The following is a 23519-nucleotide window of genomic DNA, read 5'->3' as shown; positions in this document are numbered from 1 at the left end:
CGCTGCCACCACAGGCATGTAAACCTTTTCCTGATCTGACCAACTTCTCCCCGGCCAGGTCTTGACGCGGGCCGGTCGCGCTGCGACGGTAGCCGAGGAAAAGGATTACCCGCCCACCGCCCCGGGCTTCTCCCTGCGGCGATCTGCGCGAGGAGACCACCGTGAGAAACCGCTTGTTCAGCCTGTGTCTGGCCGTCCTGGTCGGGATCGGCGTACTCGCCGTGCCGGCCGGTACGGCGACCTCCGCGGCGAACCCGGCGACGTTCGGCCCGTTCGACCCGCGGATCGAGCTGGACGGTCACTGGGGCCGCGACGACGACGTGGCGATCACGGTGAACTCCGGCTCGTCGCTGCGCTTCCGCTTCACCGGTGACCGCCTCGGCGCCTGGTTCGACACCGAGTCGATCACCGCGCCGGCGCAGCTCTACGTCTCCGTCGACCGGGCCGAACCGGTCCTGGTCACGGTCGACGAGGACCACAAGGTGTTCGTCGAGGGCCTCGATCCCACCGTCGCGCACACCGCCGAGATCCTGGTCAAGGACGTCGACGAGTACGCGAACCGCTGGATCGTGCCGCTGCAGTCCGGCGTCGTGCTCGAGAAGATCGAGCTCGCGCCACTCGCGACGCTGATCCCGCTGCCGACCACGGCCGAGCACCGGATCGAGTTCTACGGTGACTCGATCACCCAAGGCGTGATGGCGCTCTGCCCGGAGGTCGGGACCGACTGCGCGGACGGCACCAAGAGCTACCCGCACCTGGTCGGCACGGCGTTCGGCGCGGACACGAACCAGGTCGGCTTCGGCAAACAGGGCATCATCCAGCCGGGCCACGGCAACGTCGGCACCGCCGCCGAGTCCTTCGGCTGGAACCTGGCCGGCTTCCCGGCGGCGCCGTTCGACCCAGGCGCTGTCGTCGTCAACTTCGGCACGAACGACGCGCCGTCCCCGAGCAGCGAGTTCACGCGTGGGTACCTCGCCTACCTCCGCCAGGTCCGTGCCGCGAACCCGCAGAGCCTGATCCTTGCCATGCGCCCCTTCAACGGGACCCACGGCGCCGACATCAAGTCAGCGGTCGCGGCCACGCAGGACCGCCGGATCGTGTACGTCGACACGACCGGCTGGCTCGGCGCGGACGACTACAACGGCAGCACTCACCCCAACGTCAAGGGCCACCAGGTCGCGGCCGCCAAACTGACCAAGGTGCTCGAACGGCTCACCGGCTGGAAGACCGCCCGGCCGAGCACGCCCGAGCTCTCGCCGCGAGGTACGGCGGACGCCACCTGCTCGGACACCACGCTCAAGCTGACCTTCCAAGCTCCCGTGCAACTCGGTGTCCAGGGCAAACTCCGGATCCACCGGGCCGGCGGCGAGGTCGTCGACACGATCGATCTCGCCGATCTCACGTCGTACCAGCGCTTCGTCGGTGAGGCCCGCTCGGATTTCGGTCAGCTGCACACGTGGACGTACGAAGCGGTCACGGTCGACGGGGGGACGGTCTCGATCCATCCCCATCAGCGGCTGGCGCCCGGGCAGGTGTACTACGTCACCGTCGATCCCGGATTCGTCGTCGGACATCCCGGCATCACGGAGCCGTCGCACTGGATGTTCCGGACCCGGCACGACCCGGCGACGGACAGCAGGCTCAAGGTCGGCAAGGACGCGGACTTCTGCACGGTCCAGGGTGCGATCGACTTCGTAACCGAGGGCAACAAGTCCCGGATCGACGTCGCCCCGGGCCTGTATCGCGAGCTCGTCTACGTCCCGCAGACCAAGCCCGGCATCACGATCGTCGGCGCCGGCGCGGGCCGCACCATCATCGGCTACCCGAACAACAACCTGCTGAACGGCGACTACGCGATGGCGAACGTGCCGATCGAGCAGGCGTACTGCCCGCGCCGCGTACTCGCCCAACCGGACCGGTTCAACTGCTGGCGGGCCGCGATGGGTGTGGACGCCGACGACTTCACCCTGGCGGATGCGACGGTGCAGAACCTGACGCCGTACCGCGGTTCGCAGGCCGAGGCGTTCCGCGGCAACGGCGAGCGGATCGTGCTCGCGCGGGTCCGGATCCTCGGCTACCAGGACAGCCTGCGGCTGCAGGGCAAGGGGTTCGTGACCGGCAGCTACATCGAGGGTGATGTCGACTTCGTCTGGGGGACCGGCGGCGTCTTCGTCCAGGACTCGGAGCTGAAGGCCCTGCACGAGGGCTACTACAACCAGGTCCGCAACAGCGACAACGGGCCGGGCAACATCTTCGTGAACGTCCGGCTGACCCGCGGTCCGGACGCGCCCGACGACAGTGTGTTCCTCGGCCGGGTGGAGCTGAACAGGTTCCCGACCAGCCAGGTCGTGTTCCTCGACTCCGCGATGGACGCCCACGTGAAGAAGGTGGGTTTCCAGATCACCAACCCCAACGACTGCGCGGCCGCCGGCCAGGTCCGGTTCTGGGAATACCGCAGTACCGACCTGTCCGGCCGTCCCCTCGACACCAGTGCGCGACTGGCGTGCTCCCGGCAACTCAGTGACGACGAGGCGGCCTGGCTGCGCGTCCCGTCGAACGTGTTCGGCGGCTGGCAGCCGGTCGTCCCTCGCCCCGAAAGGTGAACCCCTCATGACCCCTCTCAACCGCAGGACAGTCCTCGGCGCACTCGCCGCCGGCTTGCCCACGGCGGCCGCGACCGGCTGGCCCACGACGGCGGCCGCCGCTGAGAGTCCTACCGGAGTACGTCCTCATCCTGCTCCGCGACCGGTCGCCCCGGTGAACGCCGAGGTCGCGGCCGCGCACACCGCGGCGTACAAGACGTTGCCGGACGTGGTCGTCGGTGTCGACGTCGAGGACTTGATGAAGATCAACACCGCGGCCGACGCGGATGCCTTGCGCCCGCAGTTGGTCGCGCAGGTGTGGAAGGACACCGGCGAGTTGCCGAAGGGCCTTCCGACGGTACGACGTGATGTCGGGGTGCCGGCCGAGTTGCCTGCGTTGACCGGCGTACGGCGGTATGACCGACTCGAGGTGGCGATGCCGTTCGGGTACGTCGCCTCGGTGTTCGTCGTGGAGCCGGTGCGCAGTACGCATCGCCGGGTCGCGTTCTACCACAACGGACATGGTGAACCGCTCGACACCTTGCAGCGGGTGACGCAGGGGCTGCTGGACCACGGGTACACCGTGTTGCTGTTCGCGATGCCGTTCTACCACTGGAACCCGAAGACTCTGCAGGATCCGGTCGATCCGACCGTGCAGCAGCAGCCGTCGCACAACGATCTCAACCTGTGGGAGTCGGCGACGTACTCACCGCTGGCGCTGTTCCTGGAGCCGCTCGCAGTGGCGATGAACCACGTCCAGGCGACGTACCGGCCGTCGTCCGTGCAGATGATCGGACTGTCCGGCGGTGGGTGGGCGACGACGATCTATCCGGCGCTGGATCCGCGGATCACCCGGTCGTACCCGACCGCCGGCTCGCTGCCGTTCTTCGTCCGGCCGGGGTCGCCGAAGCCGAGCCCGACCCGGGGTGACTGGGAACAGCGGGCAGACAAGCAGCCCGGGTTCTACGGGCTGGCCGACTTCCCGGACATCTACGCGCTCGGGTCGGTCGGCCGGCACCGGCGGCAGGTGCAGATCCTGAACCGCTTCGACGACTGCTGTTTCAACGGTGTCGGCCATCGTTCGTACGAGGCCGCCGTCCGGCACCGGATCTCGCTGATCGGCACCGATGCCGTCAGCAACGAGTCCAACGGGCACTGGGAGCTGCTGGAGGACGCCACGCACGGCGACCACACCATCAGCCCCTATGCCCTCTCAGTGATCCTCTGGGACCTGGACGTCCACTGCGCCCACCTGCCGTGAGGTCCAGCCGACGTCCACCGGCTCAGCGGAGTTGGTGGACGTCGGTGATGGGGTGGGTGTTGACGATGACGTTGTCGAAGGTCAGCGTCGCGTGCTGGACGGTGCTCGGGGCGTCGACGGAGAAAGTGCAGTTGATCAGGCGGAAGTCCTGGATCGGCGAGCGACGGTAGCCGCGGATCATCAGGGCGTTGCGGGCGTGGTGGACAGTGATGTCGCGAAGCTCGACGTTGCGGACGACCGGCGTGAGCGGACCGGTGTCACCTTCACCGCGATGGAAGTTGCACTGGACAACCTCTTTGGTGAGGTTCGAGATCTCGAGATCGCGAAGGTAGATGTTCTCGGCGAAGCCGCCGCGGATCGAGTTGGTCTTGATGTACAGACCGAAGTACAGCGCGGGTCCGCCGATCGTGCAGTCCCGGACGAAGACGTTGCGGACGCCGCCGGTCATGTCCGAGCCGAGCGTGATCGCGCCGTACTTCACCCGCATCACGCAGTTCTCGATCAGGATGTCCTCCGACGGCACGTTCATCAGCAAGCCGTCCGCCTCCCGGCCGGACTTGATCGCGATGCAGTCGTCGCCGGCGTCGAACGTGCAGCCGCGGATCACCACCGAGCGGCACGACTCCACGTCGACGCCGTCGTTGTTCGGTCCCTGGCTGTCGATGACGACGTCCTGCACGGTCACGTTCCGGCACAGCACCGGGTGGACCTCCCAGAACGGCGACCGGACGATCGTCACGCCCTCGATCAGCACGTTCGTGCACTCGTACGGCTGGATGAAGCTCGACCGGAGGTGGTGCCCGGGCCCGTAGACCCGTTCGGAGAGTGGTATGCCGAACGCGCTCTGATCGCGGAGATTCGAGAAGTCCTCGTCGCACTGATGGAACCAGCCCCACCAGCTGTCCCAGTCCGCCTGGCCGTCGAGGGTGCCCGGGCCGGTGATCGCGATGTCGGTGCAGCCGTACGCGTAGATGAACGGCGAGTAGTTCAGCACCTCCAGGCCCTCATAGCGCGTCTTGACGATCGGCAGGTAGTCGGCGGGATCCGTGCTGAAGCGCAGCGTCCCGACCACGTGCAGGTTGACGTGCGACTTCAGGTGGATGGCTCCCGTGTGCCAGACACCCGGAGGTACGACGACCCGCCCGCCGCCGGCGGTGTGACAGGCGTCGATGGCTGCCCGGATCGCCTTGGTCGCGTCGGTCTGTCCGTCACCGACAGCGCCATACGACGTGATCGGGAAGTCGGCGTCCGGAAAGGTCGGCGGCTGGACGTCTGCGAGGATGCGGTCGGCGTACTCCCAGCCCATCAGTTGTCGACCCGGACGCCGTTGATCCAGACCCGGTCGAGGTGGAGGTCCTCGACGTACTGGATCGAGTTCTCCTCCTCCATCCCGTCGAACCGGCAGTCCTGCAGCCGGATGTCGCGGAGAGGGTGGTCGACCAGGCCCAGCAGGTTCAGGGCGCGCGGCGCCGCGGCCGCGGTCAGGTGGCTGATGGAGATGCCGTGCAGATCCGGCGGGTAGTCGCCGGTGATCACGTTCGCGTAGTTGAGCACGATCTCGATCACCGCGTCGGCGGCCTGGCCGACGGTCACCCGGCGGACGTCGATGTTCGCGATGGTGCCGCCGCGTTGCGGGTTGCTCTTGATCCGGATCGCGCGTTCCAGCCGTGGGCTGCTCATCCGGCAGTCCCGGACGTAGATGTCCATCACTCCACCGGTGGTCTCGCTGCCGGCCGTCACACCGCCGTTCCCGTCGGCCATCTCGCAGTCGCGGACGACGGCGTACCGGGCCGGTACGTTCACCCGCCGGCCGTCCGCGTCCTTACCGGCCTTGAATGCGATGCAGTCGTCACCGGTGGAGATCGTGCAGCGCTCGATCAGGACGTCGGTGCAGGACTCGGGGTCGATGCCGTCGTTGTTGGGGCCGTGCGGGCTGTCGACGGTCACGCCGCGGATGGTGACGTTGCGGCACAGCACCGGGTGGATGTTCCACATCGGCGAGTCCTTGACCGTGATGCCGTCGAGCAGGATGTTCTGGCAACGGTTGAACTGGAGCAGGTTGGGCCGGAGGTAGTGACCCTCGCCGAACACGCGTTGCTCGACCGGCACACCGTCGTTGGCCATCGCCAGCAACAGCGTCTTGTCCGGGCCTTCGTTCGGCGGCGGGCCGCCGGTCCAGTCCCACCAGTGCGTGGCGTCCGCCCGTCCGTCGAGAACACCGGACCCGGTGACGGCGATGTTGCGCTGCCCATAGGCGTAGACGAAGGGGGAGTAGTTGTAGCACTCCGTGCCTTCGTAGCGCGTCGCCACCACCGGCAGGTACGCGGCCGGGTCCTGACTGAACGCCAGCCTCGACCCAGCTTTCAGGTGCAGGTCGACACCACTGAGCAGATGGACGGCGCCGGTCCGGAAGTCACCCGCCGGTACGACGACATGGCCGCCGCCGGCCCGGTGACACGCCTCGATCGCGGCCCGGATCGCCGCCGTACAGTCGGTCGCATCGTCGCCGACCGCACCGAACCTGGTGATGTCGAACCAGCGGTCGGAGAACCGCGGCGGCCTGATCCGGCGCAGGATCTCGGCGATCCGGGCATCGGCGGCCGGTCCGGTCGAGGCGGCGGCCGGGGCGGTGCCGCCGCCTAGCACAGCACCGGCTGCGAGCGCTCCACTGGAGAGCAGCAGGGTGCGGCGACGGAGCTGTTCGGACATGGATGACCTCCTGCGGATGCAAACGATTGCAGTTGATCGTGCCCGGCGACGTGCGAGGTGTCAACGGCTCGGCGCGACGAACTCTTGACCGGCCCGGAATCTCTTGGATACTGGCGTGCAAAGGTTTACCCGATCAGCCGAACGGAAGGTGCCCGCCCATGCATCCCAGCCGTCGTCGCATCCTCGGACTCAGCCTCGGCGGAGTGGTTGCCGCAGGCATTGGTTCACACCTTCCAGCGGCCGCGAGCGTTGCCGGTGAGGAGTCGAGTGGTCGTGGTGGAGAGAAGGCGCTCGCCACCAGTGACCGCGAGTGGTCGGTGCGGTCCAGGATCCGGCCGCCACGGTTCCCGGTCCGGTGGTTCCCGATCACCGCGCACGGCGCCACACCGGAGAACGCGACCGCCGGCATCGCCCGCGCCATCCGCGCCTGTCACGAGTCCGGCGGCGGCCACGTCGTCGTACCTCCTGGCGTCTGGCACACCGGAGTGATCAACCTGCTCAGCAATGTCGACCTGCACCTGAAGGAGGGCGCGACGCTCCGCTTCAGCACGGACCCGGCCGACTACCCGGTCGTCCGGACCCGGTGGCAGAGCATCGAGGTCTACAACTACTCGTCACTGATCCGCGCCGAGGGGCAGACCGATATCGCGATCACCGGTGCGGGCACGCTCGACGGTGCCGGCGACAACCAGCACTGGTGGTACTGGATCGGCAGTGGTCAGTACGGCTGGCAGCCGGGGATGCCGAACCAGCGTGCCGACTGGGGCGAGCTCGAACGGATGAACAACGAGCAGGTGCCGGTGGACCAGCGGGTCTTCGGCGCCGGTCACTACCTCCGGCCGAGCTTCATCCAGCCGTTCCGCTGTACGAACGTGCTGATCGAGGGCGTGACCGTGCTCAACTCGCCGATGTGGACGATCCACCCGCTGGAGTGCCGCAACGTGACCGTCAGCGGCGTCACCATCGACAACCTCGGACCCAACGGCGACGGCTGCAACCCGGAGTCCTGCACCGACGTACTGATCCGCGACTGCACGTTCACGACGCACGACGACTGCATCGCGATCAAGTCCGGCCGGGACGCCGACGGCCGTCGGCTCGGCCTGCCGTCGCGCGGCATCATCGTCGAGGACTGCACCTTCGTCAGCGGTGGTGCCGCGGTCGCGGTCGGCAGCGAGATGAGCGGCGGGGTGGAGGACGTCTGGGTGCGGCGCCTGCACATGCCGCCGGATCCCGCCGCGGACGAGGCGTGGATGCAGTGGGTGCTGTGTGTGAAGTCGACCTCGACGCGCGGCGGGTACGTCCGCAACATCAACGTGCACGACGTCGACTCCCGGGCCTGGATGTATCGTCCCCTCGAGATCACCTTCAGCTACCAGGGCGGTGGCGACCAGTCGCTGTTCCCCGACGTCCGCGACATCCGGTTCGACCGGGTCCGGGTTGCGCGGGCCGAGCGGGCGTATCGCATGGTAGGAGCGGAGAGCGTGCGGATTCGTTCCGTCGCGATCACGAACAGCCGGTTTGACATGGTCGCGGCGGAAGCTGTCGTACAGTACGCCGACGACGTGACGATCCGTAATGTGTGGATCGGAGACACTCAGGTGGGGTGACGGCCGCCCCCTCGGAAGGTGAGAGGTGAGCGTGGCGGAGCGGGTTCGGCTGATCGACGTGGCGCGTGAGGCGGGCACGTCGGTGTCCACGGTGTCCCGGGCGCTGAACGGTTCCGACCTGATCTCACCCGAGGTGGTCGCGCATGTGCGTGCCGTCGCGGGGGAGCTGGGCTATCGCGCGGACAAGCGGGCGCAGGAGTTCAAGCTGGGCCGGCCGCTGACCGTCGGGGTGACCGTGCCGGACCTGACGAATCCCTTCTTCTCCGAGGTCCTGAAGGGGCTTGCGGCCGCGGCCCGGGCCGGCGGCTACCGGCTGCTGATCGGGGAGAGCGGCGAGGACCCGGCGGAGGAGCTGCGACTCGTCGAGGAACTGGTCGACCACTCCGGTGCGCTGGTGCTCTGCAGCTCGCGGCTCAACCGGGCCGGGCTGGAGAAGGCGCTCGCGCTGCCGGTGCCGGTCGTGTGCATCAACCGGACAGTGAAGAACGCCGGAGTGGTGGCGATCGACTACCGCGCCGCGAGCCGGATCCTGCTCGAACACCTCACCGGTCTAGGCCATCGGAGAGTCCTGTACGTCGGCGGTCCGGCGACGTCCTGGTCGGACGGCGAGCGCCGGCGGACGTTGCGTCGTACGGCGCGCTCCCTCGACGTGACGCTGGACGAGATGGAGGGCGGCTGGGCCGGGCACCACGGGTACGACGCCGGGCCGACCGTACTGCGGAGCCGCGCGACCGCCGTGATCACCTTCAACGACCTGGTCGGTGTCGGCCTGCTCAGCTGGATGCACGACAACGACGTCGAGGTGCCCGCCGAGTTGTCGGTCGCCTCCTACGACGACATCCCCATCGCCGCCTACGCCCGTCCGCCGCTGACGTCGCTGCGGAACGAGCGCGCGCGGCTGGGCGAGCTGGCCTGGCAACAACTAACGGCCCGCCTGGCCGGCAAGGACTGGCCGACGCCGGATCTGCTCTCGCCGGAGCTGGTCGTCCGCGCAAGCACCGGCCCAGCCCGTCGCCGAGCCCGCATCCGCGCGACCACCTGACTCCTTCCACCTCTCGCGCTGCCGCGCACGGCTGAGACTTCCTGCGTGCAAACGATTGCATAGATAATGTTGCATGGGTTAGCTTTTGTGCATGCTGCCGCCGCGGGTTGTGTTGGGGACGGCCTACTACCCGGAGTATCTGCCGCAGGAACTACGCGATCGGGTGCACACGGATCTCGATCTGATGGCCGCAGCCGGGATCACTGCGATCCGGGTCGGCGAGTCGGTGTGGTCGACCTGGGAGCCACAGGACGGGGTGTTCGACCTCGACTGGATCCGGCCGGTGCTCGACGGCGCAAGAGATCGCGGGATCGGCGTCGTCCTGGGCACTCCGACGTACGCCGTACCGCCGTGGCTGCAGCGCGCGCACCCGGAGATCGCGGCCGAGCGTCGGACCGGGGAGCGCGTGCCGTGGGGCGTCCGGCAGGAGGTGGACTATCACCAGCCCGCCTTCCTGTTCCACGCCGAGCGGGTGATCCGGCGAATCGTCGAGCACCATCGCGACCACCCGGCCGTGATCGGATATCAGGTCGACAATGAACCCGGTCTGCTGGTGCCGCACAACGAGAGCGCGTTCCAGGCGTTCGTCGCGCGGCTACGAGAGACGTACGGCGACGTCGACAATCTCAACGAGGCGTGGGGACTCACGTACTGGTCGCACCGGTTGAGCGAATGGTCGGAGCTGTGGCGTCCGGATGGGAACAGCACGCCGTCGTACGACCTGGCCTGGCGACGATTCCAGGCCTCGCGGACGACTGAGTTCATCGGCTGGCAGGCCGACCTGGTCCGGGAGCTGCGACGGCCCGAGCAGTTCGTGACGACGTGTCTGGCCTACGACCGGGCCGCGGTGGCCGACGTACCGCTGTCGTCCCGGCTGGATGTCGCGGCGGGCAACCTTTACGTGCACGTCCAGGACGGGCTGGAGCGGCCGGCGCAACCGCCACGGTTCGAGCCGGGCTGGATCGGACGCAGCGTCGCCGAGCTGTACCTCGCGGCCGACCGCGTCTACGGCTCACGCGGTGAACCCTTCCTGATCACCGAGACGAACGCGACCTCGATCGGCGGCTCGCAACTGAACCATCCGCCGTACGACGGCCAACTCCGGCAGCTCGCCTGGGCGATGGTGTCGCGCGGCGCGCGGATGGTGCAGTACTGGCACTGGCACTCGATCCACCACGGCGCGGAGACGTTCTGGGGCGGGATCCTCGGCCACGGCCTGCAGCCGGGACGTGTGTACGACGAGATCGCGGCGATCGGAGCCGAGTTCGCACAGGCCGGGTCGTCAGTGGCTGAGCTGCGGCCGGATGTCGATGTGGCGATCGTGTGGTCGACGGAGAGCGATTGGGCGTTGCAGTTCCAGCCTCCGCTGGCGCATCCGGGTGGTACGCCGGACAAGTCGTCGTACCCGACGATCGTCACTGCGTTCTACACCGGCGTGCTCGACGCCGGACTGCGGCCGGGTGTGGTGCCTGTCGAGCGGCTCGGCGACGATCCGGTGGCGTTGGTGTCGCGGTATCCGGTGCTGGTTGTGCCGGCGCTGTACATCGCGTCCGATGCTGTGCTGGAGCTGTTGGTGGGTTATGCGCAGGCGGGCGGTCAATTGGTGATCGGGCCGCGGACCGGGTACGCCGACCCGGAGGCGCGGGCGCGGGCGGAGGTTGCGCCTGGCCGGTTGCGTGAGGCGGCGGGCGTTCACTACCTGGAGTACGAGAACCTGTTGGACCCGCAGCCCGTGGCTGGGCTGGACGGACACGCGACCCGGTGGGCCGAGCGGTTGATCGTGGACGATGCTGAGGTGCTGGCGTCGTTCGAGCATCCCGGCGGTGGGCGACGGCCGGTTGTCACCAGCAAGTCGTTCGGCGCGGGCTCGGTGACGGTGGTCGGGACTGTGCCGGACGGCGCGCTGGCTCGCTCGGTGTTCAGCCAGGTGCTGGACAGTTCGTGGCCTGGGCTACCCGCCTCGGTGACTGCCCTGTCGGCAGTGAATCCTGCGGGCGAGCGGCTCTGGTTCGTCCACAACTGGTCCGGCTCAGCGGTGTCCGTCGAACCGCCGGCAGGCCTGATCTCCGGCGGTCGATTCGAGCTTGCACCGCGTGACGTGCGCGTGGTCAGGGAGGAGCGGGCATGACGTCGTACTTCGAGGATCTGCTGCCCGGGACCGGGATGCGTACGCCGCGGGCCTGGTTGCGGTCGTCCAGTCCGAAGCTCAATCTGAACGGGCGGTGGCAGTTCAGGTTCTGGCCGGAGGTGCCTGCGGATCCGATCACGGGTGACGGCGACTGGGACGAGCTGGAGGTGCCGGGGCACTGGGTGCTGCAGGGGTACGACCGGCCGCGCTACACGAACACCGCGTTCCCGTTCCCGATCGACCCGCCGCGTGCGCCGGACGCCAACCCGACCGGGGATCACCGGCGGTGGTTCGACCTGCCGGACGACTGGCCGCGGGACGGCGCCGTACTGCGGTTCGAAGGGGTCGACTCGTGCTTCAAGGTGTGGGTGAACGATGTCGAGATCGGTACGGCGAAGGGGAGCCGGCTGCCCAGTGAGTTCGAGGTCGGCGCGCACCTGCGGCCCGGCCGGAACTTACTCGCGGTAAGAGTGCATCAGTGGTCGTCGGGGAGTTACCTCGAGGACCAGGACATGTGGTGGCTGCCGGGGATCTTCCGGGACGTGAGGCTGCTCGCTCGGCCGGTGATCGAGGACGTGTTCGTGCATGCGGACTACGACCACGTCACCGGTGGCGGGACCTTGCGGGTCGACGTCGATCCGTCGTACGCCCGCATCCTTGTTCCCGAGCTCGGGCTGGAGTTGGCTCCGGGGGAGACCGTGTGCATTCCGCGCGTGGAGCCGTGGTCGGCCGAGATTCCTCGGCTGTACGACGCTCACGTCGAGGCCGGCGGGGAGACGGTCGAGGTGCGGATCGGGTTCCGCACGGTCGCGCTGGTCGACGGGCTGCTGACGGTGAACGGGCGGCCGCTGTTCTTCCGCGGCGTGAACCGGCACGAACACGATCCGCGCCGCGGGCGTGCGGTCGGTGTCGAGACCATGCGCCAGGACCTGGTGCTGATGAAGCAGCACAACCTCAACGCGGTCCGGACGGCGCACTACCCGCCGCACCCCGCGTTCCTCGACCTGTGCGACGAGCTCGGGCTGTGGGTGATCGACGAGTGCGACATCGAGACGCACGGATTCATCTACACCGACTGGCGCGGCAACCCGGCCGACGATCCGGACTGGGCCCCGATGATGCTCGACCGGATGCGCCGGATGGTCGAACGCGATAAGAACCATCCGAGCGTGATCATCTGGTCGCTGGCGAACGAGAGTCACCGCGGTCGCAACTTCGGGCTCCTGGCGGAGTGGACCCGGGAGCGCGATCCGGGCCGGGCGCTGTTCTACGAGCGGGACCGGAGCTACGAGTTCTCCGACATCTACAGCTTGATGTACACACCGCTCGACGAGCTGGAGCGCATCGGGACCCGGACCGAGGACGTGACGATCGACGAACCCGAGCTGGAGGCGCGTCGTCGGGGGTTGCCGTTCGTCCTGGCCGAGTATGCGCATGCGATGGGCAATGGGCCTGGTGGGCTGGGGGACTACCAGCGGGTGCTGGAGCGGTATCCGCGGTTGCAGGGTGGGTTCGTCTGGGAGTGGATCGATCATGGGTTGCTGTTGCCGGGTGCAACGGATTATGTGTACGGCGGTCACTTCGGCGAACGGGTGCATGGCGCCAACTTCTGTATCGACGGGTTGATGTTTCCGGATCGGACGCCGTCGCCGGGGTTGATCGAGCTCAAGAAGGTGATCGAGCCGGTGCGCATGACCGGGCCTGATCCCCTCACCATCCGCAATCTGCAGGACTTCGGGACGTTGGATCACCTGGAGTTTCTGTGGGTGGAGGAGGTCGACGGGGTGAAGGTGGGGTCCGGGAAGCTGGAGGTTCCGGGGGTTGAGGCGGGTGCGTTGGTGGAGGTGGGTCGACCGGATCTCAGTTCGGATGTGGTGGGGGAGCGGTGGTTGACTGTTCGAGCTGTGCTGGCGAAGGACGAGCCGTGGGCTGCGGCAGGACATGAGGTTGCGTGGGCGCAGTTCGAGCTGCCGAGCAGCGCCGCCCGGGAAGAGGCCGGGGTGTCGGGTGAGCCCGAGGACGGGCCGGCAGAGCAGCGGGGAGACGGCCGGGACGAGGAACCGCGGCCGGTGGAGTGGGTGGACGACAGGCTGGTCGTCGGTGCGGGGGAGTTCGACTCGCGGTCGGGGCGGCTGGTGCGGTTGTTCGGGGTGCCGGTGGAGGGGCCGCGGCTTGACTTGTGGCGGGCGCCGACCGACAACGACAACGGGCAGGGTGGGAACAACTCGGTCAGCGTCGAGTGGCGGGCTGCGGGGCTTGATCGGCTCGAGCATCGGGTGGATGAGGTCGTGGTCGGCGAGCAGGACCTGGTGGTCCGGGGGCGGGTTGCGCCGAACGGGCTCGGCCTGGGTGTGGGGGTGTCCTATCGCTGGCGAGCTGTCGCGGACGGCTTGCAACTGACGGTGGATGTGGTGCCCGAGGGGGAGTGGGAGGGGTCCGCGATCTCGCCGCGGTGTGGGAGTTGGCCGCGATTCGGGGTGCGGATGGCGTTGCCGGCCGGTTTCGGGAACCTCCGGTGGTTTGGTGGTGGACCAGGTGAGGCGTACGCCGACAGTCGGGAGGCTGCTCGGGTCGGGCGGTACGAGTGCACGGTGGACGAGTTGCAGACGCCGTACGTCGTACCGCAGGAGAACGGGTCGCGGATCGATGTCCGCTGGGCCGAGCTGACAGATGCTGACGGCAACGGGTTGCGGGTGGAAGGAGCGCCGTACTTCCAGCTGACGGCGCGGCGCTGGACGACCGAGGATCTGGAGCGCGCCCGTCACCGCGGAGACCTGACTCCGCGCGACCAGGTCTACGTCAACCTGGATCTGGCTCAGAACGGGCTGGGTAGTGCGTCCTGTGGTCCGGCCGCGACTCCTCAGCACACGCTGGAAGTTGCCGAGCGCACCTTCACCCTGACCTTCCGGAAATTCGGTGGGCTGGACACCACGGCTGTGCCATCATCGGCGGCATGATCATGGCAGTCTTCCGCGTGGGCTAGCTTCCCGCTGGCCAGTCCGAGGCTTTGCCCGCGGCCGGCGATGCGGGAGTGGGCCGTTCGGCTGCTCCCGACCGCTGACCGGGAGAACCTTTCATGCCCTCTGCGCGCTTCGGCGCGGCAGAGTCGATCACCCGAGCCCTCAGCCACGGCGAGCAGCCGCTGGTGCTGGTGCGAACCGTCACCGGCCTGGAGCGCTTGGCCGCTGCTGAACTGACCGCGGCGAACCATCGCGTGATCGATCTGTCCAAGCGTCAACTCATCGTCCGACCCACTGCCGCGACGATCATCACCAACCCGCCACGGCTGGCCGACGATCTCTTCGTCGTCCAGGCCGCCGTCGTCGATCCAGGTCGGACCAGGCCGGCTCTGGCCGCGGCCGTGACCGCAGTCCGCCGTCAGTTGTGCTCAGGCCCGAAGGGGCGCTTCGCGGTGAGCGCGTCGTTTCAGGGAAGCCGCAACTTCACCAGGTTTGACGTCGAAGACCTCGTTGGTGAAGTACTGCAGGAGATCTCCGGCTCCAGGTATCACTCCCGCCGGAACGGCACGGCCCCGCCGCCTGAGCGGGTCGACTGGCGGGTGGTGCTCGACGGTACGACGATGTGGGTCGGCGTCCGGCCGTTCGACGTACCACTCCATCGTCGTGAGTGGCGCCGGCAGACGGTGACCGGCAGCCTGCACCCACCGGTCGCCGCGGCCATGGCCAGGCTTGCTCGCATCAGGCCCGGTCATCGCGTGCTGGACCCGTTCTGCGGTGCGGGAACGCTCCTGCTCGAGGCGCACGCCGTCATGCCCGGGGCGATCTATCTGGGCGTCGACAAGGCGACGATCGCGGTCGCCCGCGCGAACACCCCAGACCACGCATCCATCCAATGGCGCACCGGCGACGCCCGGCGCGTGGTGTCCGAAGTCGACCGGATCCTGACGAATCCACCCTGGGACGTCCGCCTAGGCATCGGCGACCTGACCCCATACCTGAACCGCTGGCGACGGGTCCTCCATCCAGACGGCCGAATCGTCACCATCCTCAACCACGAACAGGCGGCAAGGATCAGCGGAGATGCTGCCTGGCAAATCCTCGACATCCACGACGTCGCAATCGCCGGACAGCACCCCCGCATCGTGATAGCCAAACCAATCAATCCCGGCTGAAGTACTCCCTCAACCGATGCACATGTCAGCGGGGAGTGACGAAGGTGAGGTAGCTGGAGTTGCCCTTGCCTTCTAGGCCTGAGTTGGGGCCTAGGGCCAGTTGGCCGGCTGGGACTTCGCGCTTGAAGAGGAGGAGGCGTTGGTCTGTGGTGCCGACGGTTTGGTCTGTTCGGGTGAAGGTGCTGAGCCAGGCCGGCCACCAGTCGTTCTCGCCTCGGGGGTCGTAGGCCACGTAGACCGTAGCCGGGCCGGTGAGGTTGAGGGTGAGGTAGTCGGCTGGTGCGGTCAGTTTCGAGTCGTCGTTGGAGCCTGGGACCATCGCCTGACCGGTCAACTCCGCCGGCAGGTCGGTGATCTTGTAGCTGCGGTCGACGTAGATCTCCGCGCCGGGCTGCGCCTTCACGAGGTTGGAGAGCTTGTCCGGGGTGCGCACGGTGACCAGGTCACTCAGCATCGGCGGCTCGCTCTTGGGTACGCCGAGCATCCGGGTGCCGACCGTCTTGACTGCCGACGCGGGCTCTCCGGTCAGTCGCACATGCTTGAAGGACGACAGCGGTACGGCGACGCGTTCGACGACGTAAGACTGGTTGGCCAGCACAGGCACCGTCAGCACGTCATCCCCAACTGGTCCGACGACAGTCTGACCGCGGGAGTCGATCACACGCACCTGCTGGCCCGGCCACGGGTTGCGGACGCGCAGGGTCTCACGACTGCCCGCCTCGATGCCGACCAGGCTCGGTACGCCGTCACGGACCTCAGTGCTGATCCGGTGACCACCTTCGATCTCCACCGACCCAGCAACGTCCCACTCGCTCGGCCAGGCCGGTGCGACATGCACGACCCCGTCGTACGACTGGATCAGTGCCTCCTGCAGACCGGTCGTCACGACGCCGCCCCACTCGTTGTAGAAGCTCTGCTGCCGGACAGGCTCGCGGCCGGTGCGGTGCACGGTGAAGCCGTTCGGGAAGATCTGGAAGTCCTGGATCCCCTTCAGCATCAGTCGCTTCACCTCATCGGCCAGCCCGAGGCGTGCGGCCCAGGTGGTGTCCATGCCCCAGTCCTTGTCCTGCGGGTAGACCCGTTGCCGGTACGTCGCCTGCATCAACTCGGAGGTCTCCTCGAAGAGCCCCCACGGCCACAGCACCTCCATCTCCGGGTTCTGCGTGTTGTGCGCCTCCTCGTCGGTGCCGGACCAGGCGAGCACCTCCTCACCGCCACGCTGCACAGTCCGGAACGGCGGCAGCTTCTCGACCGCAGCGCGCAGCCGGGCAGCGAACGCGGCGTCCCCACGCGCCTGAGCCAGGTCCGCGACGATCGGGAAGATCACCCGCATCGCGGCCAGGTCGGGTGCGGGGTCATTGGTGTCCCATTGCACTTCGAGCGCGTTCACGTGCTCCAGATGCAGGTATCCGTCCTCGCCAGGGGTCAGCGCGGCCAGATGGAACTCCGCGATCTCGCGAATCAGCGGATAGGCACGATCCAGCAGCTTGCGGTCGCCGGTGTAGCGGTACTGCCACCAGATGTTGTTCACCAACTCCGGTCCACTGCTGAGAATGCGCTTCACCCAGCCCGGCTCCGACATGTTGTCGCAGCCGTCGCCAGTACCGTCGTACCGCAGGAACTCCGGCACACACGTCCCCTGGGCGTTGAACCAGTGGTCGTGTGTCCACTTCTTCATCAGGTCGGCGCGGTCGAGGTAGAACCGGAAGTACGGCGCGTTGAACTCACCGATGCCCGCACCCAGGTTGGTCGAGATGATCATCCGCAGGTTGAAATGCCAGTACGAGTCCTGCGCCCAGTCGGCCTGGTCCTTGGCCGACGAGAACATCCGGACCACGGCGCCGTGCGTACTGGGCACCGGCGACCGCATCGACGCGGCCATCGTGTAGAGCTGGAGCGTCCGGACGGCCTCGACGTACTCGCCGGTGCCGTCAGCCGAGGTGATCCGCATCGGCGCGGCCTTCGCCCAGAACGCGTGCCACCAGTCGAGGTGCTTGCTCTTCGACTCAGTAACCGCACGACGCGCGGCGGTCGCCACGTCACCGCCCTGGTACGACGGTACGCCGACAACCAGCCGGAACGAGCCGTCAGCGTTGGGGCGGAAGGTGATCCGGACGGTCAACGGGTCGACCACGGATGCCGAGACATCGCGGGCCCGAGCGGTCAACGCGGCGACCGCGCCGGTCAGGCTGCCCGAGGCCGTGTCGCGGAAGGTCTCGGCGAGCGAGGCGACCGCGCCGGTGGCGTCGGCGGTCGGCGTACGGCCCTCCCAGAGCTTGAGGTCCGCGGTCTGTGTCTTGCCGGGATCGGCGCCGGTCACCTCCAGGACGAACTGGTCGGCGTCGGCCCGCACGTAGGAGCGGGCCGACATGCCACCGCCACGCTGGACGAGCTGGCCGTCGTACATCGCGAGCCGGCCGGTGTAGTCGGCGGCGCGCATCAGCGGATCGAGGCCGGGTACGACGAGACGCCCGGCGGACTTGAGTTCGGGGAAGGTGTCGACGCGGTTGAGCTGGGCGCTGAAGCCCTTCTCGGCCCAGACCGCGGCACCGAGGACGCCGTTGCCGAGCGGCATCGCCTGGTACGCACGCCAGGCCGGGCCTTCCTGGACCAGGTCCGACCGCGAGACGAGCCCGGCCGGGTCGGTCCGGAGTGCGCCGTCGTGCCACGCGGTCGTGAGCTGATCGGCGGGTTGGGCGGGTGGACCGGCCGCGGCGAGCGAGCCGGCGCTGGTGGCCAGCAGTGTGACGAGTAAGGGCAGGGACCATCGACGTACAGGCATGGTGCAACCTTTCGGGGCGGTTTTTGTTGCTAGTGGCAAGCGTCGAGAGCGGTCCACAGCTCGGCGGGCAAGGGCTGCCGCCAGAGCTCGACGTTCTCTCGGACCTCAGCCGCGGTGGCGCAGCCGATCAGGACTGTCGTCACCGCGGAGTGAGTGGTGGGGAAGTGCATCGCGGCCGCTCTCAGCGAGACGTCGTACGACGTGCAGACCTTGGCCAACTGCTCTACGCGGGCGACGATCTCGGGTGACGCGGGACGGTAGCTGTAGGTCGATCCGCCGGCCAGGATGCCGGAGTTGAAGACGCCGCCGGCGATCACGGCGACACCACGGTCGGCCGCCGCGGTGAGCAGGTCGTCGGCGGCCGACTGGTCGAGCAGGGTGTAGCGGCCGGCGATCAGGACGACGTCGAGGTCGGTCTCGCGGACGAAACGGGCCGGGATCTCCGGACTGTTCATGCCGGCCGATCACGCCCTGGCGCCGGAGGTCGTCGAGCACCGGGTATGCCTCGTCCAGGGCCTGCCGGACGTGGTTGTCCGGGTCGTGCAGGTGCACGATGTCGACCCGATCCAACCCGAGCCGCGCCAGGCTGTCCTCGACCGACCGCGCGATCCCGTCGGCACTGAAGTCGTACTCGACCCCATCACCAACCACCCGCCGCCCGGCCTTCGTCGAGACCTTGTACGACGCCCGATCCACCCCAGCCAATGCACCCCCGAGCCGCCGCTCAGCCGACCCCGCTCCATACAGCGGAGCCGTGTCAAAGTAGTCGATCCCGGCTGCCAGCGCTTCCTCAACAGCAGCCTGGGCAGCACCCGGTTCACCTCCAGCCAGCGGTGCGGTGCCCAGCCCCAGCGGGCCGAGCGCAATCATGGGCGGGGCTCGATGTAGTAGTCGACTCCTGGGCGGGTGCGGAACTCGACTACGCCGTCTTCAGGGCGGGCGAAGGCTACTGGGCCGGCGCTGGACTTCACATCCACGTGCAGACCGGTGCGGAGTTTCAGGCGGTTGCCGAGCAAGGAGCGGATGCGGGCCCGGGTCAGCTTGCCGTCGGACCAGGTGAGGTCGAGGTCGAAGCCGCCGCGCGCACGCAGGCCGCGGATCTTGCCGGTGGGGAAGGCCGCCGGGACACACGGCAGCAACGCGACCTCACCGGAGTGGCTCTGCATGATCATCTCGGTGATCCCGGAGACGCCACCGAAGTTCCCGTCGATCTGGAACGGCGGATGCAGGTCGAACAGGTTCGGCGCCGTCCGGCCCGGAGCGAGCAGTTGGGTCAGGTGCTTGTAGGCGTTGTCCGGCTCGAGCAACCGCGCCCGCATGTTCAGCTTCCAGGCGAGTGACCAGCCGGCCGTGACCGCCGGGCCGCGCAGTTCCAGCGACTTCCGGGCCGCGTCGGCGAGTTCCGGCGTACGGCGAGGTGTGATCTGGTCACTCGGGAACAGCGCCCACAGATGCGAGACATGGCGGCTCGTCTCCAGCGCGGCCTCGTCCCAGTCGATCAGCCACTCCTGGATCTGTCCGAGGTACCCGATCTGGATCGGCGCCAGCCGGGACCGCGCCTCGGCCACCTGCGCGGCCATCGCGGAGTCCTTACCGAGCAGGGCTGCGGCCTGGCCGAAGACCTTGAACAGGTCGTGCAGGATCTCGCTGTCCATCGTCGGACCGGCGCAGATGCTGACACCTTCGTTGTCGTAGTCGTGATGCTTGAGCTCCGGCGAGTGGGACGGGCTGGTCACCAGATAGCCCGTCTTCGCGTCCGTCTGCAACTGGTCGAGGAAGAACTCCACCGATCCACGCAGCACCGGGTAGTACTTCTGCAGCATGGCCAGATCGCCGGTGTACTCGAACCGCTCCCAGAACAGCAGCGACAACCACGCCCCACCGGTCGGCCAGACCCCGTAGAACGCGAAGTCCACCGGAGCAGTACCGCGCCACCCGTCGGTGTTGTGATGCGCGACCCACCCGGGAGCGTCGTACATCACCTGAGCGGTCCGCGCGCCGGACTCGGCCAGCTCGGCGATCATCTGGAACATCGGGTCCCAGCACTCCGCGAGGTTGGCCGGACCCGCGGGCCAGTAGTTCATCTCGGCGTTGATGTTCAGCGTGAACTTCGACTGCCACTCCGGCAGCATCTTGTAGCTCCAGATGCCCTGCAGGTTGGCGGGTTGCCCCGGGCTGCGCGAGCTGGAGATGAGCAGGTACCGGCCGAACTGGTAGTACAGCGCAGCCAGTTGCGGGTCACCACCGTTGCGGAACGCGACCACTCGCTGGTCGGTCGGCAGCGCGATCGAGTCCGAGGTCCCGAGATCGATGTCGAGCCGGCCGAACAGCCGCCGGTAGTCCTCGATATGCGTCTGCCGCAGCCGTCCGTAGGCCGGACGCTCGGCCGGCAGATGCGTCGTCGCCTTGGCCACCTGGTCGGCGCTGACGTCGAGGTAGTTGCGGTAGCTGGACCCGATCGACAGCACCAGCGTGACCGCGTTGGCACCGGCCACCGTGAGCTTGCCGTCAGCAACCTTCGTGGTCCCGCCCTCGGCGAACGCCCGGGCCAGTGCGCAGAACTTCACCGATCCCTTGAGCCCTTCGGCATCCCCGCTGATCCCGTTCAGTGTCAGCGTCCGGTCGTCGTACCGATCGACTGTCGCCGCCTGCGGGGTCGTGAACGTCGCGTCGAAGGACAGTGCACCGGCCTTGTCCGCGGTCAGCCGCATCACCAGGACCTGGTCCGGATGGCTGACGAACACCTCACGCGTGTAGCGGACGCCGTCGGCCACGTAGTTCACCGAGGTGGTTGCCGTGGTCAGGTCGAGTTCGCGCCGGTACGACGTGACGCCGGCCTCGGTGATGCCGGGGAACGCCAGCATCAGGTCGCCGATCGGTTGGTACTGCATCTGCTCGGTCGGACGGCCCATGAACTTCTCGTCGGCCAGCATCTGCGCGGCGAGGTAGTCCTCCTCGGCGATCAGTCGCCGGATCTCGGGCAGTGCCTCGCGGCCGGCCGGGTCGTCGTACTGGTGTGGTCCGCCGGCCCAGATCGAGTCCTCGTTGAGCTGGAGCTGTTCGGTCGCGATGCCGCCGTACACCATCGCACCGAGCCGACCGTTGCCGACGGCAAGCGCCTGCAGCCATTCGGTGGCGGGCTGGGTGTACCAGAGCTTCAGCGGATTGGTGTCGCTGCCGAGCGGCTCAGGCCCTGCGGCCGCGGCGGCAGCTGCAGCGAGGGGATCGGTCAGGGTACCGGCGACGACAGCGGTGCCGGCCGCGGCGCCGGCGGTCCGCAGGACCTGGCGTCGGGTGTATTCGGTCATGGAGCGGTCTCCTAGGGGCGGTAGGTGCGCTGGGCGGTGCCGCGGAACACGTCGTTGTGCGCGGCCGCCGGAAGCAGTTCAGTGGTACGGCGAACGACCTCGGCGCGACTGCTGGAGAGCGTGCACACGGGCCAGTCGGAGCCGAACATCAACCGGTCGCTGCCGAACAGGTCGAGCGCGACGGCGATGAGTTCGGCGAGGGTGTCGGACGGTAGGTGGGCGGTGCCGGAGAGCTTGACGGTGACGTTCGGGCAGTCGGCGAGTGCCTTCAACCCGGTGAGCCAGTCGGCGTCGGCGGTGGCCGGATTGCCGAGGTGGTCGAGTACCAGGCGAGCGTCGGGCACAGCGGTTGCGAGCCACGCGGCGCCGGTGAGGGCAGGGGGTCGGAGGAGCAGGTCGATGGCGAGTCCGGCGTCGGCAGCGGACCGTACGCCGCGAAGGAGCGCCGGATCGGTCAGCGCGTCGGGGTCGGTCTGGTCGGCGGGCGGGCAACGAATGCCGACCAGCTTGGCGTGCTGCGGGAGCTGTACGTCGGCCAGGAGGTCGAACCAGCCGACAACGCCGAGGACGGAGGGTGTGGTCGCGGCGAGGTCGAGCAGGTCGGTGACTTCGAGCGGATCGGCGTCGGCCTGGACCAGGATGGTGTCCGGGAGACCGTCAGCAGCTTCGCTGAAGTCGCGGAGGGAGAAGTCCCGGCGGAGGGGGTGACCGGCGGGGAGCCAAGGGAGCGAGCGACGCGAGGTGTCCCAAAGGTGGACGTGGGCGTCGAGGGGAGCGAGGGGGTCGCGCGGAGGTGGGCGGTTGTCCGGCGCATCAGTCATGGCGCCCCGCGGGTCTGGTGATGGAGCTCTCGCCGCGGGCGTGGGCCGAGAACAGGCGGGCCGCGTCTTCGGGATCGGTGCCGGCCAGGACCTCGACCAGATCGATGTGACGACGGGCCATCAGGCCCCAGTCGCCGGCGTACATGGCGTTCGAGACGACCTGGAGGTTCCACAGCGCCGGCTCGAGCGTGCGCCAGACCTTCAGCAGCATCGAGTTGCCGCTGGTCGCGAGCACCTGCCGGTGAAAGCGCAGGTCGGCCTCACGGAACGCGCCGATGTCGTGGTGCTCGGCCGCCTCGGTCATCCTCTGCACCTCGATCCGTAGCAGATCGAGCTCCTCCGGCGGGACGTGGCCGGTCGCGCGCCGGGCCGCGGCGGTCTCCAGCAGTACGCGGACCTCGCGCGCCTCGCGGGCCTCGACCTGGGAGATCTCGGTGACGAAGTTGCCCAGCCGGGGCCGGTACGTCACCAGTCCCTCGTGGGCCAGCCGCCGTACCGCCTCCCGGGCGGGGGTCTGGCTGGTGCCGAGGACGCGGGCGATCTCGGACTCCACCACCCGCATGCCGGGGGCCAGCTCGCCGGACAGTATCCAGCCGCGGATCGCCTCGTAGACGCGATCCGAGAGCAACTCGATATCGGTCGACGGTGGGGGCGGCGGCTGGGCCGCGCCCAGCGCGAGTCCGCCGCCGGTGCGATGCCGGTGGATCTCCTCGCGGCGACGGCGCGCGACGGTCGATTGCGACACTCCGTGAACGGCGGCGACCTCGCGGGTCGAGGGCGGGTGTCCGGAATCGGCCATCGATCCTGCGCCGGCAGCGCCCAGTTGCACCCGGTCGACCATCCGCGGCCGGCCGCTGCGCATCCCGTCGTCGAGACCGGCCATTCCCATCCGGAGGAACCGGCGGCGCCATTTGCCGACCGTGCCGGGGGTGACCGAGAGCAGGTCCGCGACGTCCTTGTTCGACTGGCCCTCGGCGCAGGCGAGCACGATCCGGCTGCGGATCCGCATCGCCGGGTTGGTTCCGTTCCCGGCGGCGAGATGGCTGAGCGCAGCACGCTCGGCCGACGACAAGGTCAGCGGCGACTTGGGGCGTCCGGCATCGGGCATGGCTGCATAGTGACCCGGCCCACAGCAATCTGCCAA

The 23519-nt window shown here is 68.4% G+C and carries 14 protein-coding genes and 1 pseudogene; 7 read left to right on the top strand and 8 right to left on the bottom strand.

The genetic code is table 11. From position 1 onward, the window contains the following. Nucleotides 1-161 precede the first annotated feature (161 nt). Together ACGFIF_RS24375 and ACGFIF_RS24370 are read left to right on the top strand one after the other, a co-directional pair. Nucleotides 162-2603: a pectinesterase family protein gene (locus tag ACGFIF_RS24375; protein ID WP_393157500.1), complete on the top strand. Its 2442-nt coding sequence runs from the start codon at nt 162-164 to the stop codon at nt 2601-2603. Nucleotides 2604-2610: 7 nt separating this feature from the next. Continuing rightward, nucleotides 2611-3843: a hypothetical protein gene (locus tag ACGFIF_RS24370; protein WP_393157499.1), complete on the top strand. Its 1233-nt coding sequence runs from the start codon at nt 2611-2613 to the stop codon at nt 3841-3843. Between the two features lie 22 nt (nt 3844-3865). On the opposite strand, the gene ACGFIF_RS24365 is transcribed toward ACGFIF_RS24370, so the two are convergent. Both ACGFIF_RS24365 and ACGFIF_RS24360 read right to left on the bottom strand, forming a co-directional pair. Then, complete coding sequence (locus tag ACGFIF_RS24365; RefSeq protein WP_393157497.1) at nt 3866-5149, bottom strand: glycoside hydrolase family 28 protein; 1284 nt, start codon at nt 5147-5149, stop codon at nt 3866-3868. After that, complete coding sequence (locus ACGFIF_RS24360) at nt 5149-6552, bottom strand: glycoside hydrolase family 28 protein (RefSeq protein WP_393157496.1); 1404 nt, start codon at nt 6550-6552, stop codon at nt 5149-5151. Before ACGFIF_RS24360 ends, ACGFIF_RS24365 begins: the two co-directional genes overlap by 1 nt. Before the next feature lie 158 nt (nt 6553-6710). On the opposite strand from ACGFIF_RS24360, the gene ACGFIF_RS24355 reads away from it, so the two are divergent. The 5 genes from ACGFIF_RS24355 (at nt 6711) to ACGFIF_RS24335 (ending at nt 15464) form a co-directional block, all read left to right on the top strand. Continuing rightward, nucleotides 6711-8162 (top strand): glycoside hydrolase family 28 protein, encoded by a 1452-nt coding sequence (locus ACGFIF_RS24355; RefSeq protein WP_393157495.1) that lies wholly within the window; start codon nt 6711-6713, stop codon nt 8160-8162. A gap of 31 nt (nt 8163-8193) precedes the next feature. Beyond that, nucleotides 8194-9204 (top strand): LacI family DNA-binding transcriptional regulator, encoded by a 1011-nt coding sequence (locus tag ACGFIF_RS24350; RefSeq protein ID WP_393157493.1) that lies wholly within the window; start codon nt 8194-8196, stop codon nt 9202-9204. Between the two features lie 91 nt (nt 9205-9295). After that, nucleotides 9296-11332: a beta-galactosidase gene (locus ACGFIF_RS24345; protein ID WP_393157492.1), complete on the top strand. Its 2037-nt coding sequence runs from the start codon at nt 9296-9298 to the stop codon at nt 11330-11332. Further along, on the top strand, nt 11329-14289 hold the full coding sequence (locus tag ACGFIF_RS24340; RefSeq protein ID WP_393157490.1) for a glycoside hydrolase family 2 TIM barrel-domain containing protein: 2961 nt from the start codon (nt 11329-11331) through the stop codon (nt 14287-14289). The genes ACGFIF_RS24345 and ACGFIF_RS24340 overlap by 4 nt, the downstream gene beginning before the upstream one ends. A gap of 119 nt (nt 14290-14408) precedes the next feature. Further along, a complete protein-coding gene (locus ACGFIF_RS24335) occupies nt 14409-15464 on the top strand; it encodes a TRM11 family SAM-dependent methyltransferase (protein WP_393157488.1) in 1056 nt (351 codons plus the stop codon). 25 nt (nt 15465-15489) lie between these two features. On the opposite strand, the gene ACGFIF_RS24330 is transcribed toward ACGFIF_RS24335, so the two are convergent. The 6 genes and pseudogenes from ACGFIF_RS24330 to ACGFIF_RS24305 form a co-directional block, all read right to left on the bottom strand. After that, on the bottom strand, nt 15490-18246 hold the full coding sequence (locus ACGFIF_RS24330; protein WP_393157486.1) for a hypothetical protein: 2757 nt from the start codon (nt 18244-18246) through the stop codon (nt 15490-15492). A 29-nt stretch (nt 18247-18275) separates the two neighbouring features. Then, nucleotides 18276-18701, bottom strand: coding sequence for an aldo/keto reductase (locus tag ACGFIF_RS24325; protein ID WP_393157485.1), 426 nt, complete (start codon nt 18699-18701; stop codon nt 18276-18278). Nucleotides 18702-18765: 64 nt separating this feature from the next. Further along, nucleotides 18766-19116: pseudogene (locus ACGFIF_RS24320) on the bottom strand (aldo/keto reductase); the annotation flags it as partial. Next, on the bottom strand, nt 19113-21554 hold the full coding sequence (locus ACGFIF_RS24315) for a glycoside hydrolase N-terminal domain-containing protein (protein ID WP_393157484.1): 2442 nt from the start codon (nt 21552-21554) through the stop codon (nt 19113-19115). The gene ACGFIF_RS24315 and the pseudogene ACGFIF_RS24320, both read right to left, overlap by 4 nt. A gap of 11 nt (nt 21555-21565) precedes the next feature. Further along, nucleotides 21566-22375, bottom strand: a complete 810-nt coding sequence (locus ACGFIF_RS24310; protein WP_393157483.1) for an amidohydrolase family protein — start codon at nt 22373-22375, stop codon at nt 21566-21568. Next, the gene (locus ACGFIF_RS24305; RefSeq protein WP_393157482.1) at nt 22368-23483 is read right to left on the bottom strand and encodes an FCD domain-containing protein; all 1116 of its coding nucleotides are present in this window, start codon (nt 23481-23483) and stop codon (nt 22368-22370) included. Before ACGFIF_RS24305 ends, ACGFIF_RS24310 begins: the two co-directional genes overlap by 8 nt. Nucleotides 23484-23519 lie beyond the last annotated feature (36 nt).

The sequence above is a fragment of the Kribbella sp. NPDC049174 genome, assembly GCF_043197365.1.
Lineage (GTDB): Bacteria > Actinomycetota > Actinomycetes > Propionibacteriales > Kribbellaceae > Kribbella.
This window is presented reverse-complemented; position numbering and strand designations above follow the sequence as displayed.